11 protein-coding genes are annotated in these 14,144 nt (G+C 43.3%); all 11 read right to left on the reverse strand.

Annotated features, from left to right (window positions below):
• Nucleotides 1-405: 405 nt before the first annotated feature.
• The gene (locus ACYX4O_RS17485; RefSeq protein WP_476352656.1) at nt 406-1,920 is read right to left on the reverse strand and encodes a S41 family peptidase; all 1,515 of its coding nucleotides are present in this window, start codon (nt 1,918-1,920) and stop codon (nt 406-408) included.
• 275 nt (nt 1,921-2,195) lie between these two features.
• Entirely contained in the window at nt 2,196-2,870 is a 675-nt protein-coding gene (locus tag ACYX4O_RS17490; protein WP_476352658.1) for a haloacid dehalogenase type II, read from the reverse strand.
• A gap of 257 nt (nt 2,871-3,127) precedes the next feature.
• On the reverse strand, nt 3,128-4,543 hold the full coding sequence (locus ACYX4O_RS17495) for a murein hydrolase activator EnvC family protein (RefSeq protein ID WP_476352659.1): 1,416 nt from the start codon (nt 4,541-4,543) through the stop codon (nt 3,128-3,130).
• Between the two features lie 35 nt (nt 4,544-4,578).
• Nucleotides 4,579-5,472 (reverse strand): permease-like cell division protein FtsX, encoded by an 894-nt coding sequence (ftsX, locus tag ACYX4O_RS17500; RefSeq protein ID WP_476357191.1) that lies wholly within the window; start codon nt 5,470-5,472, stop codon nt 4,579-4,581.
• Complete coding sequence (gene ftsE, locus ACYX4O_RS17505) at nt 5,462-6,148, reverse strand: cell division ATP-binding protein FtsE (protein ID WP_476352661.1); 687 nt, start codon at nt 6,146-6,148, stop codon at nt 5,462-5,464. Before ftsE ends, ftsX begins: the two co-directional genes overlap by 11 nt.
• Before the next feature lie 285 nt (nt 6,149-6,433).
• On the reverse strand, nt 6,434-6,853 hold the full coding sequence (locus tag ACYX4O_RS17510) for a c-type cytochrome (RefSeq protein ID WP_476352663.1): 420 nt from the start codon (nt 6,851-6,853) through the stop codon (nt 6,434-6,436).
• A gap of 54 nt (nt 6,854-6,907) precedes the next feature.
• Complete coding sequence (locus ACYX4O_RS17515; RefSeq protein ID WP_476357193.1) at nt 6,908-7,771, reverse strand: YitT family protein; 864 nt, start codon at nt 7,769-7,771, stop codon at nt 6,908-6,910.
• A gap of 437 nt (nt 7,772-8,208) precedes the next feature.
• Nucleotides 8,209-9,310 (reverse strand): peptide chain release factor 2 gene (gene prfB / locus ACYX4O_RS17520; RefSeq protein ID WP_476352665.1). Its coding sequence is split into 2 segments (ribosomal slippage): nt 8,209-9,237 and nt 9,239-9,310, totalling 1,101 coding nucleotides; the frame shifts between segments, so codons are not numbered across the junction.
• 76 nt (nt 9,311-9,386) lie between these two features.
• A complete protein-coding gene (gene secA, locus ACYX4O_RS17525; RefSeq protein ID WP_476352667.1) occupies nt 9,387-11,906 on the reverse strand; it encodes a preprotein translocase subunit SecA in 2,520 nt (839 codons plus the stop codon).
• Nucleotides 11,907-12,233: 327 nt separating this feature from the next.
• Nucleotides 12,234-12,395: a hypothetical protein gene (locus tag ACYX4O_RS17530; protein WP_476352669.1), complete on the reverse strand. Its 162-nt coding sequence runs from the start codon at nt 12,393-12,395 to the stop codon at nt 12,234-12,236.
• Nucleotides 12,396-13,037: 642 nt separating this feature from the next.
• Nucleotides 13,038-13,589, reverse strand: a complete 552-nt coding sequence (gene hpf / locus ACYX4O_RS17535; RefSeq protein WP_476352671.1) for a ribosome hibernation-promoting factor, HPF/YfiA family — start codon at nt 13,587-13,589, stop codon at nt 13,038-13,040.
• Nucleotides 13,590-14,144 lie beyond the last annotated feature (555 nt).

Below are 14,144 nucleotides of genomic sequence, written 5' to 3' on the forward strand. Positions count from 1 at the left end.
TTCAGTCAGATTGCTTATCGCGCTAGGCCCTACCCGCCGGAGCTGGACACTAAATGAAATGCTGAGGGCCGCGTTTAGACACGGCAGTCATAAGACAAGCAGCGCAGTGAGGTGCTTTTTCCTCACGGAGCTGTTTGACTTATGTACCGAGTGTCTGCGGCCCGAAGCTAGCCAAATGAAATGCGCAGGCGGGTTGGTCAGGGCCGTACGGATAAGCAAAATGACGGAAGTGGGCTTGTCCCACTGCAGTCAGATTGCTTATCGCGCTAGGCCCTACCCGCCGAAGCTAGCCAAATGAAATACCGAGGGGACAACCTCCCCCAACTCTAACATCTATTCACGAAAAAAATCCGTAGCGATATGCTACGGATTTAATTCGATACGAATCGTTAAATTCCTGCTACCTTATTCACTAAACAGTACGTTTAGAGCTTTTTTCATCTGGGTGTCGTTTTCTTTATTTTGAACTTTCTCAATAACTTTAGCCTGAATTTGAGAAGCCGTTTCTTCGTTCACTTCACCCGTTGCTTTCAGATCATTCGCTTTTTGGAAAGCTTTCACCGCTTGCAGGGTTTCCTGACTAAAGTAACCATCTTTACGCCCTGGTTTGTACTCAAGTCCTTCTAACATTTTCTGAACGTTAGCGACCTTTTCGCTATTTTGGTCATACGCTAATGGTTCGTCTTTAATTTGAACTGGGTTAGTATAGAAGTAGTCAGGTAAGTCTGCTTTAACCGTTGGCTCAATTCCATCTTTATGGATCCAGTTACCGTCTGGAGTAAGCCATTTGTAAACGGTTAGCTTCATACTACTGCCATCGCCCATTGGAAGGGGCTGTTGAACAGTACCTTTACCAAATGTTTTATTCCCGACCAGTTCATAGTCACCCGCTTCCTTCATCGCGCCTGCTAGAATTTCAGATGCAGATGCACTACCTTCATCGATTAAAACCGTGATAGGATACTCTTTCTTGCCTTCACGTTCTGTGAAGTAGCGTTCTTTTTGCCCTTCGCTGTTCTCTACTTGAACCATTGGCTTATCTTTCGGTATGAAGTTCTTTAAGATCTCTTGAACCGATGTGAATAAACCACCTGGATTTCCTCGAACGTCGATGACAAGTCCTTCAATTCCTTTGTCTTCTAGTTCTTTGAGCTGTGTATTAAAATCTTTCGCTGTGTTTTCAGAGAAAGAGGTAATTTCAATGACACCTGCTTTTTTGCCGTCCACTTCTTTTACACTAGAATAGACCGTTTCAATTGGAATCGTGTCACGCACGACATCAATCGTTAATGGTTCTTGAACTCCTGGACGTTCAATTTCTAACGTAACCGTTGTCCCTTTTTCTCCGCGGATTTTAAGAACGGCATCATATAAATCTAAGCCTTCGATGTTTTCTCCGTCTACACTTAAGATTTGGTCTTTTGGCTTCAGGCCTGCTTTTTCAGCAGGAGAACCTTTAAACGGAGAGACAATCGTTACTTTTCCATCAACCATACTCACTTCTGTTCCGATTCCTTCAAATGAGGAAGAAATGGAATTGTTGAATTGCTCCATCGTTTCTTGATCCATGTACACACTGTATGGATCTTCTAACGTATCAAGCATCCCTTGAATCGCGCCTTCTACTAACTCTTGAGAGTCAATGTCCTGAACATACTTGTCCTGGATTAAAGAATAGGCCCGGTTCACCTTTGATAGCTCACCATTATTATCTTCTTTCAATCCATCGAGGATATCCCCGAGCGACTCCTTTGAACCTTGACTTTCATCTGTAGAAGCCTGACTCTCGTCGTTTGTCACCTCGCTCTTAGCCTGTCCCTCACCAGGCTCAACGAGTTGGACGCCTGCATACGTTATGATTGCCCCTACTACCATAGAAGCAACGAGCAAGACGGCCAGATACCGTTTTCTTAGGTTCATACCTTTTCACCTCGAATAAATCGATTTTCGCACCGAAAATGTTACACAAATGGGCATCACACCGCCTTGTGAGATGCCTTATATTTCTACTATATGCCAGAAACAAACCCGACATGTCCACGATAAAAAAAGAAAAGCTTTCTCCTAATTCCTTACCTACTAGTGTACACCATTTTTTGGAGCCACAAAAGATGTAACCTAAATATAATATGAATCATACACCTTTGACAGAGTAAGACCGACATTCCTATAAAGATGAATGTCGGTCTTTCATCTTATTTTTCTTCTGCCCATTCCAAGATGCCGTTTAAGTCCTCATAAATCTTATCTGGTTCTAGGTTAAGCTCTTCAACCGGTAAACGGTTGCGATTAATCCAAGCGGTTTGGAAACCGAAGTTTTTCGCACCTGATATATCCCATCCATTAGAAGACATGAAAAGGACTTCTTCCCGCTTCACGCCAAGTTGATCTAAGGCATACAAGTATGAATCCTGAGAAGGCTTAAATTGTTTAATTCCATCTACACTTAATACTTCATCAATATAATCCGTTAAGCCTGCATGTTCAAGTAGAGGGGTAAGCGTTTCAGGGGTGCCGTTTGAGAAAACTACGCGCTCATAGTTCTCAAGTTTTCCAAGCACCTCTTCCACCTCTTCATAATGATCTAGATGTAAGTAAGCATCCATAAGGGCGTCGCTTTGTTCTTGCGTGATCTCTTCACCATGTTTCTTCACCGCGTAATGCAGAGCATTCATCGTAACAACAGGAAAGCGTCGATATTTACCCATAACCTGATATAAGAAGAAGTATTCAAGCTGCTTCTGTCTCCAGGACTGACTAATAGCTTCACCTTTTTCCGGGAAAAATTCTTCACATTTCTCCTTCACGGTATGTACGTCAAACAGCGTTCCGTACACATCAAATATAAAAGCTTTAATTGGCGTTGTCATAATGGTTTCATCCCTTCTCGTATTAAAATTTAAGCATTGGATTTTTCCCCGCTATGTATCCTATCCATATAAGTCTCCTTCCACACATTACCCTTTACCTGAACCGCATAACCTTTTGCCCAATGATAAACAAAACTTAACAGAAAATCTATTAAATAGTTTAATAATAGGCTTATGAGAACTAATTACATGTAGCCCTTATAAAATAAGAGCTACACCTCTTGAGGCGTAGCTCTTATCTTGAACGTTCTTTTCATTTAAAAGTTGATGTAGCTTGATGGATTTACAGCATTGGTCTTCGAAGCGTTCCATGGACCAACGTGCAGTTCAAAGTGTAGGTGTTTCCCGGTTGAATAACCAGTGTTCCCCATTTCACCAAGAACTTGACCTTGTTGAACAGATTGTCCACTTGAAACGGTACGGTTTTGCATGTGTGCATAAACAGTTGTGTAAACTTGCCCGCCTTTTAAGTGCGAAAGGAATACAACGTTTCCGTAGCTTGAAGAATAATAGGATTTAATAACCGTCCCTGAAGCTACTGCTTTAATTGGATTGGAAGCCCCTGCACTACCCAAGTCAATACCAGGGTGTTGGGTTCCCCAACGTGGACCGAAAGTAGATGTAACAGGTCCAGCTGCCGGGCGAATAAATCCGCTTGAGCTTGGAGCAGAAGGAGCCGGTGCCGGGCTCACATTGTTGCTGCTTGATGAGTTGTTAGAGCTACTTGAGTTATTGCTAGAAGAGTTGTTGCTGCTTTGTGCTTTTTGCTCTGCTTCTCTCTTCTGTTTTGCCGCAAGTGCTGCCGCTGCTTCACGTTCTTCTGCTTCTTGCTTAGACTGTTGAGTGCGTTCGCGTTCAGCTTTAATGGCTGCTGCTTGGCCTTGAAGGATTTCAGCTTGCTCTGAGAATTCCATCTTCTTATCGTGAAGCTCTTGTTCTTTTTGCTCTAAGCTATCCATTAGGGTACGCTTTTGGTCTAGCTGCTCATCAAGTTGAGCTTTAAGAGATTCTAACTGCTTCTTCTGATCTTCTAAGTTGGCCTTCTTCGATTCAAGCTGCTTCTTTTTATCTTCTACTTCGACTTTCTTTTCTTCTAACGCCTTTTTCTCAGATTGATGTGTATCTAAGATCTTTTGGTCCTGGCCCATGATCTTATTTACAGCTGATGTGCGATTTAAGAAATCACCGAAATCTTTCGACTCCATAATCACTTCTAAATAACTGATGTCCCCGCCGTTCTTTTGAAGGGTACGAAGGCGATCTTTTAAAAGCTGCTCTCGTTGCGCAATGCTTGTGATTAATTCTTTAATTTCTTTCTTCAACTGTTCAATTTCTTTTTCAGTTTGTTCGATCTCATTATTTGTTGTAGAGATTTGTTCTTCTTTTGCGCTAATGTCACTTGCTGTATTAGAAACCTTTTGGTCAAGTTCCTTCATCTGTGCATCGATTTTTTCTTGCTTTTGAATATTTTCACTAAGCTCGGATTCTGTTTCGTCTTTATTTTCAAGCGCATTTGCTCGCTTTTCATCTAATTCATCTTGCTTCTTTTTCAACTCATTGATTTCTTGTTGTAATTCTGAAGAAGATTTCGCCATCACTTTCTCAGCAGAACCTGCAAACGTTCCTACTAATAAAAGTGTAAAGATCGAAAACATGCTTACTATCTTTCTCATATTCCGCCTTTCCCCTTCCCTGTCTAAGTGCTATTTTATACTTTTAAGAACTTGCGGACACTCATCACGCTTCCCCATACGCCAATGAACGCTCCGATCGCAAGTAAAATTAATGCTAATTGCCACGCTAGTGGATCGAATGGAATAATCTCCACGAATGAGAAGTTAATCTTCTCTCTTAGGTTGTTGTACACATAGTAATAGGCACCCAGGGTTACTCCAATCGGAATCAGCGATCCTAAGATTCCAAGTAACATGCCTTCGATAAAGAACGGCCAGCGAATAAAGCTGTTCGTTGCTCCAACGAGTTTCATAATGCCTATTTCTTTACTTCTTGCTGTGATCGTAAGTTTAATCGTGTTTGAGATGAGGAATATAGCTGTAAATACTAATCCTGCGATAAGACCGATCCCAATGTAACGTGCGTATTTGGTGAATTTCAACAATTTCTCGACTACTTGTTGCCCGTATGTAACTTCATCGACATTATCAAACGTAGCAATTTCGTCTGCAACATCAAATGTATCAATAGGATCCGCTGTCTTTATTACAAATACATCATTAAGTGGGTTATCCTGCTCAAATAGCTCCCACTGCTTGCCATCTTCGCCCATTGTTTCCATTAAGCTCTCAAGCTCTTCTTCCTTAGATGAGAATTGGAGACTTGATATTTCAGTAATATCTCTTATCTTTGCTTCAATCTTTTGAATGTCTTCTTCTTGAGCAGTTAAATCAACCAGAACTCTAATTTCTACGTCGTCTTCAACATTGTTCGCCATTTGATTTAAGTTCAACATCAGTGCAACGAAAATGCCGACCAGTAGTAGAGTCGTGGTTACAGCACCAATAGATGCTACTGTCATCCAACCATTTCGGTAGATGTTCTTCCCGCCTTCACGTATGTGCCTACCTACCGTTCTAAGCTTCATAACCGTATTCACCTCGATGCTCATCGCGTACAATTCGACCATTTTCGACTGCTATAACGCGCTTCTTCATGGTATTTACGATGTCTTTGCTGTGTGTTGCCATTATAACGGTTGTTCCACGTGCATTAATTTCTTCGAAAATCCTCATAATCTCCCAAGATGTTTCCGGATCCAAGTTTCCTGTTGGCTCATCTGCAATGACCGTCTTTGGATAATTCACAATGGCTCTTGCAATAGAAACTCGCTGTTGTTCACCACCGGATAACTCATCGGGAATATGACGAGCTTTGTGTTTGAGGTTTACAAGATCGAGGACTTCCATAACACGGCGACGGATATTCTTAGGTGTCTCTTCAATAACTTCTAAAGCAAAAGCAATATTTTCATAGACTGTTAATCTCGGAAGCAATTTAAAGTCCTGATATACAACGCCGATGTCTCTTCTTAAGTGTGGAATCTTACGTTCTTTCATTTTATTTAAATAAACTCCATTAATCGAAATGGAGCCGCCAGTAGCCTTTTCTTCTCTATACATCATGCCGACAAGTGTTGATTTTCCTGCCCCACTTGGTCCAACGACATAAACGAACTCACCTTGTTCAATTGAGAGGTTCACTTCCATAAGAGCAGAAACCCCATTCGGATATGTTTTCGACACGTCTTTCATTTCAATCATTTGCAAACCACCTGTACATGTATGATTAATCTTGATTGTCTGTTTGTCATATTCTGTCTAATCTTCTAAAATTCACTTCGTCTTTTGTCCTAATCATTATAACATCTATTTTCTATTTTTTTAGACATATTTTTATTACATTTTCATTTCAAACATTGTCATATTTTGAAATCTGTTAGGGAAGTGCAAGAAATTTGTCACCTGTTTGGAAGATCTACAAGAAAAAAGCCCAAAGTACCGAGTACTTTAGGCTTTTTCATTACATATGTTCGGGTAAATGAGTCCTTATTTCTTAGACGCTAACCAAGCTGAAACGGTATCCGTTTCTTCTTCGCTTAGATTCTGAGCTGGCATACCGCCTTGACCATTCTTAATAATATCTGCAATCTGACTCTTGTCTAGCTTAGATCCAATCGTTTGAAGAGATGGGCCTACTTGACCAGATAGGTCGTTCGCATGACATCCAGCACATGTTTGTTGATAAATCTCCTCAGCTGCCGCGGTATCTACTGCGCCATCACCGCCGCCTTCGCCTTCAGTGCTTTCGCCACCATCTGAACCTGTGTCACCGTTTGTTCCTTCTTCTGTTTGTGTGTCTTCGCCATTGTCAGTAGTGGCATCTTCTCCACCATCATCACCACCGCCACCACATGCACTAAGTACAAGAGCGGATCCGAATAACAGGGCTAACAGTTTACTTTTCATGTTACTTCCCCCTAACGAAGTAGTGTAGTTTCCATCAAGGATATTATAACCAATTCAGGAAGTTTTAAAACCCTCCCCAAGTACCTCAGCCGCATCCATTGCAATCACAAATGCTGAGGGGTCAATACTCTTAACGGTTTGTGTCAATTTGGTGAATTCACTCTGCTCCACCACGACCATGATGATATGGCGATCTTCATTCGTATAACCGCCCTTACCGTTTAACACGGTTACACCACGATCAATTTCCTTGATAATAGCTTGCCTCACTTCTTCTAATTCATTCGAAATAATCATGACATTTTTTGAACGATTTAAACCAACCTGAACAAGGTCGATTGTGCGGGAAGTGGCAAATAAACCGATAAGAGCAAATAGACCTTTTTCAATGTCGAACACAATGGCTGCGGTTGTAACAATTAACCCATCCACCATAGCTACACATAACCCTAGCGGAATGTGGGTGTATTTATGAATGACTTGAGCAATAAGGTCTATTCCACCTGTTGAAGCACGGCCTCTGAACACAATACCTAACCCAATTCCAACACCCATACCTCCAAATATTGCGGCTAGGAGTGCATTATCTGTAGCCGGGTCGATTCCACTAGTCAACTTAACGAAAAACGGCAACGCAAGGGTACCAACTAATGATTTAGCGCCAAAATTCTTGCCAAGTATAATCACACCTAGTATAAATAGCGGAATATTAAGGGCCCACTGCACATACGCCGGATCCCAACCAAATAACCCTTTCGTTATGGTACTGATTCCAGCCACACCACCAGAAGCGATTTCATTCGGCAGTAGGAAAATATTAAACGCGGTCGCCACAAAGGCTGACCCCAAAATCACTAACGTATACTCAATAATATGCCGGAGCCACGCTGGCATCGGCTCCCTCCGATACTTCTTCATCATATCCCCCAAAACCCCTTTCCTTAACTCACCACACAGTGCCAGACACCCTTTAACAGAGTAAAGGGTGTCTGGCACTCACTGTTACAGTAAAGTGTGAAAGCGAACCTGATTGTCCTTTCTTTGATTGTGTGCATTTAAGGACTAGTTCACTCACATATGTATGTATTTTCGTAAAAGTCCGTTATGGAGTATAGCACCAAACCCTGAAGGTGTAAACGACACTGGAATAACGTATTAGCGCGGTAAAGGAATGCAGGGTGCCAGGCACCCTTTAATGCTTTAGAGCACCGCTTGGTGACTGGCACCCTTTAGCGCTTTAGAGCAACGCTTGGTGTCTGGCACCCTTTAGCGCTTTAGAGCAACGCTTGGTGTCTGGCACGCTTCTATGCTCTAAAGCGCAAAAAAGCCTGCCGGGTGGGCAGGCTTTTTGTTTATTAGTTGATGAGGGAGCGCAGGTAGGCGTCGATGAATGGGTCTAGGTCTCCGTCCATGACACCTTGTACGTTGCCGACTTCTTTGTTCGTTCGGTGGTCTTTCACCATAGAATAGGGATGGAAGACGTAGGAACGAATCTGGCTTCCCCAACCGATTTCTTTTTGTTCGCCGCGGATCTCGTCAAGTTCACGCTGCTGACGTTCGATTTCTTGTTGGTACAACTTCGACTTCAGCATCTTCATAGCTTGTTCGCGGTTTTTGATCTGAGAACGTTCAGACTGACACGTTACAATCGTATTCGTAGGAGTGTGCGTAATACGGACAGCGGAGTCTGTTGTGTTAACGTGCTGACCGCCAGCACCACTTGCACGGTACGTATCTACTTTAAGATCTTCTGAACGCACTTCAATATCAATCTCATCATTAAACTCTGGCATCACTTCACAAGAGGTGAAGGATGTGTGACGTCGGCCTCCTGAGTCGAACGGGGAAATACGCACGAGACGGTGTACCCCTTTTTCCGCTTTCAGGTAGCCATAAGCGTTATGACCTTGAATATTTAGCGTTACACTTTTCACACCAGCTTCTTCACCTGGAAGATAGTCCATCGTCTCAACCTTAAAGCCGCGCTCTTCTGCCCAGCGTGTGTACATACGAAGCAGCATGCTGGCCCAGTCCTGAGACTCTGTACCACCAGCACCAGGGTGTAGTTCAAGGATCGCGTTGTTCTTATCATATGGTTCACTTAAAAGCATTTGCAATTCAAATTCATTGAGTGCTTCCACTAGCTTTTTCATGTCTTCCTCAAGCTCTTCAGCAAGCTCCGCGTCGCCTTCTTCTTTTACAAGCTCGTAGGATACCTCAAGGTTTTCTAAGGATTCAACGTGTTCTTCAAACGTGTGAACATAGCCTTTTAAGCCGTTTACTTCGCCGATTACTTTTTGAGCTGTATCTTGGTCATCCCAGAAACTTGGGTCAGACATTTGCTCTTCTAGTTCAGCAATGCGCTCTTTCTTTGTATCGAGGTCAAAGAGACCCCCTGAAGTCCGCTAAACGATTAGCCATTTTGTCAATCTCTTGCTTAATATCTACTAGTTCCATGACATCACCTCATCTAATTTTAAAACCACTATAAATAGGGAAGACACCCTCTTCGAAAAGAGCGTGCCCACACCTATTACTGACCGTGACAGTTCTTGTATTTCTTACCGCTACCGCAAGGGCAAGGGTCATTGCGCTTCACGTGGTCCGTTTTTACAACAGGTTTACGTTTCTTCTCTTTTTGTTGTTGTTCGTCCTGGCCGCCAGAAACAGCCTGTGCTCCTTTCGCTACTTCCTGACGCTGCAGGTTCTCACGAATTTGAGCTTTCATCACGTATTTTGAAACTTCTTCTTCAATGGCCGCGATCATTTTTTCAAACATCGCAAATCCTTCGAACTGATACTCGCGTAACGGATCGTTCTGACCATAAGCGCGCAGGTGAATACCCTGGCGTAACTGGTCCATCTGATCGATGTGATCCATCCACTTTGTATCAACTGTGCGAAGAAGGATAACTTTCTCAAACTCACGCATTTGTTCAGGCGTTAATTCTTCTTCTTTCTTATCATAACGTTCCTTCACTTTTTCCATGATGAGTTCGATCATTTCTTCAGGATCTTTCCCTTTCAGGTCAGCCGCTGAAACATCGCCTTCTTCAAGGATATTGGCATTCAGATACGTAATAAGCGCATCAAGCTCCCAGTTTTCATCCATCTCATCTTGAGTGTGGAGGCCAACTTGACGCTCAACCGTTGATTTCATCATCTCTTCAATGATCTCACGCAAGTTATCAGATGTTAAAACATCAAAGCGCTGCTTATAAATAACTTCACGCTGCTGTCGAAGGACATCGTCATACGCAAGAAGCGTTTTACGAGCATCAAAGTTATTACCCTCAACGCGTTTCTGAGCTGATTCAACCGCGCGAGATACCATCTTACTCTCAATTGGTTGAGAATCATCCATACCGAGACGATCCATCATGCTACGCATGTTATCAGAACCAAAGCGACGCATCAGTTCGTCTTCCATTGCAAGGTAGAATTGAGATACACCAGGGTCCCCTTGACGTCCGGAACGACCACGAAGCTGATTATCAATACGACGTGATTCGTGACGCTCTGTACCAATGACCGCTAATCCGCCGAGGTCACGAACACCATCACCTAGCTTGATATCTGTACCACGACCGGCCATATTCGTCGCAATCGTGATGGCCCCTTTTTGACCTGCGTTCTCAATAATTTCTGCCTCACGGAAGTGGTTCTTCGCGTTTAAGACGTTGTGCGGAATCTTAGCTTTCTTCAAGTAATTTGAGATAAGCTCAGACGTTTCAACCGCAACGGTACCGACTAGAACAGGCTGTCCCTTGTCGTAGCGCTCTTTAATATCTTCAACGACAGCTAAGAACTTCGCATCGGTTGATTTATAAATCATGTCCGCTTTGTCATCACGAGCAATTGGCTTGTTCGTAGGAATGACAACAACGTTCATATTATAAATGTTACGGAACTCTTCTTCTTCCGTTTTCGCTGTACCGGTCATACCAGAAATCTTATCGTACATACGGAAGTAGTTCTGGAACGTAATCGTTGCAAGCGTCTGGCTTTCGTTACGGATTTGAAGGCCTTCTTTCGCTTCAATCGCCTGGTGAAGGCCATCGCTGTAGCTACGACCTTTCATTAAACGACCCGTAAATTGGTCAACGATTACGACTTCTTCTTCCTGCACCACGTAGTCCTGGTCACGAAGCATAGACGTGTGCGCTTTTAACGCCTGGTTAATGTGGTGAGTAATCGAAACGTTCGGAAGGTCATACAAGTTCTCAATATTAAAGAAACGTTCTGCCTTGTTAATCCCTTGTTCTGTTAGCTGAACGCCTTTTGTCTTCTCGTCATACGTATAGTCCTCTTCTTGTTGAAGAGTGCGCACGTATTGGTCTGCCTGATGATAAAGGTTCGCAGACTTTTGAGCAGAACCTGAGATAATAAGCGGCGTACGCGCTTCATCAATTAAGATGGAGTCCACTTCGTCAATAATCGCAAAGTGAAGCGGGCGCTGAACCATTTGTTCTTTATATAACACCATATTGTCACGCAGGTAATCGAAACCAAATTCGTTGTTCGTACCATACGTAATATCGGCAAGATAAGCTTCTTTCTTCTCTTCCTTCGACATGCCGTTTAAATTTAAACCAACCGTCAGGCCAAGGAATTCGTGTAGTTGACCCATTTCACTCGAGTCACGTGTCGCCAAGTAGTCGTTGACGGTGATAATGTGAACGCCTTTACCTGTAATGGCGTTTAAATAGGCTGGTAGTGCAGAGGCTAGCGTTTTACCTTCACCCGTTTTCATTTCTGCAATGTTCCCTTCATGAAGGGCCACTGCACCTGATAACTGAACCGGGTAAGGGCGCAATCCTAATACACGTTTCGCTCCTTCACGAACGACCGCGTAGGCATCTGGTAAAATATCATCAAGATCTTCACCTTTTTGATAACGCTCTTTAAATTCTTCTGTTTTCGCTCGAAGATCCTCATCTGAGTACTTCTCATATTGAGGTTCTAAAGATTCAATCTGATCGACAACTCGCTGCATCTTCTTCAGCTGTCGTGAGTTATCGTCTCCAAATACTTTTTTCAGCAAAGCACGCATGTATAACGCTCCCCTATTTATAGAAATCCGTTACTTAATTATTAGTTAGATCTGACAATAATCATAACACTTTTAGGTAGGAAGTGACAACTTGGCAACAAAAGCGACGGCGCCTTATTCATCACCGATACGCTTAAGGGAAAAACGGGCTATAAGTTGCTTTTCACTTATAGCCCGTTTCGCCTTAAGGCCTCGAGGTGGTAGGCGCCGGGGCTGGGCTACTATCCCCTCTAATGAAGAAAAGAACAGCCCGGGGATGAGCTGTCCTTTTAAGTGAGGAACTTGCGAGGAATCGTGCGAGTGAGGTGAGGGTGCAAAAACGGGGGTTTAGACTTGAAGGTGATGAAGCTCGACGCGACGCTGTCGTTGATCCAGTTCGCTGACCTTTCGATTCGTTACAGCAAGGATTTCCAAAAGCTGCGTGATCAGCTCTTCCTGCTTTTTAACCTTGTGATACAGTTCAGTATAAGAATGCTCATCTTTCTTCATAGGCACGCCTCCTTTCATCGTTACCTAATTTATACCATGAGAGCTTTTAAGAGGGCCAACTACAGAAATTGAAAAACTGCAACGAAGAATCCCGGTAAATTAGGGTTTCTGGTTGCAGTTTTTTAATTTTGGTAAGCTGCGGGCTAAAAACTGTTCTTTTTCGAGGAAATGTGAGGAAATTTTTAAGGGGAGTGTTTCCGTTAACTGTAGATAGAGGAAGGTGGTCCGAGAAATCACTCGCTTTCCGCGGCGAGCTGGGAAGCCTCCTCAGTCGCTATGCTCCTTCCGGGGTCTTCCCTAGGCTCCTATTGCCGCAGGAGTCTCGCAATTTCTCGGCCCACCTTTGCCATATTAGAAATAACGGAAATACGCTATATAGGGGGGGATGTTTGCGAATGACCCTTAAGCAACGGCGCCGTTAGACATAATCAAGTCAAGGGGTGACTGGGGAACGGGGAGACTCCTGCGGGAGAAAGAGGGCGACGAGACCCCGGACTGAACGAAGTGAGGGAGGAGGCTCGACAGCTCGCCCGCGGAAAGCGAGTCGTTCCCCAGTCACCCCTATCGCTCAACAAACGTAACGGCCCTCCCCATACAAAAAAGCTGCCTCCTAAATAGGAGACAGCTTTTCCTTATTCTTTATTAATTTGGTTCGATAAGACCGTATTTGCCGTCGCGACGACGATACACTACGTTCGTGTTGTTCGTGTCTGCGTTTGTGAAGACAAAGAAGCTGTGGCCTAGCATATCCATTTGTAGAACGGCTTCTTCAGAGTCCATTGGTTTTAGATCAAATCTCTTGTTTTTAACAATTTCAATATCTTCATCATCATAAGGATCAGCTTGCTGTGTGCTCTTTTCCATTTCCGCGAAAACGTATTTTGGTGCGCCTTCGTTGCGGAATTTACGGTTAATTTTTGTTTTGTGCTTGCGGATTTGTCGTTCTAACTTCCCTACCACAAGGTCAATGGCAGCGTATAAGTCCACGTGCCGTTCTTCAGCACGGAGTAAGAGATTTTTCATTGGAATGGTAACCTCAATTTGCTGCTCATCATTATAGACACTTAAATTGACATGTACCTCTGATGTAGGCTCCTCATCAAAGTAACGGCCTAACTTACCAATCTTTTTCTCGACGTAATCATTAATCGCCGCCGTTACCTCAAGATTTTCACCACGAATGTTGTACTTCATAGAAAGTGTCCTCCTTTCATCCTTATGTGTACTTATTCTACCACAACTACTAGAATACCTGCTATAATTTTTAGACTTTTTCGAATACTTTGTGTCAGTAATTGTTGGAAAATAGGATAAGGATGGTTTATTAGGGATACTTCCCCTTAATAGGAGCTACTTAAACCGCCGATTCTTACTTTTCTTTTGAAAATCGACAACAGCTTTTGTAAGGGCTTCCCTTACTTTTATTATACATCAGAACGATGTAGATTGAGACGTATTATGCTTGGCGAATTGGTGAACGTTTTGTGGAGATATTATGACACTCGATAAAATGGGGAGTAACGTTTCCTTTTACTATTATTGAGAGTAAGGTGGACCGGGAAACCACTCGCTTTCCTGTGGGGAGCTGGTGAGCCTCCTCAGCCGGCAGAGCCGTCTTCCGGGGTCTCACCTAGGCTCTTCTGCCCACGGGAGTCTCGCAGTTTCCCGGTCCACCTTGCCAAATTTAAATTAAAAGGAAACGTTGCGATACTTGGAGAAGAAGCTAATCGCCATAAATACTCCTCAGAT

Source organism: Pontibacillus sp. ABV4_188, assembly GCF_056311905.1.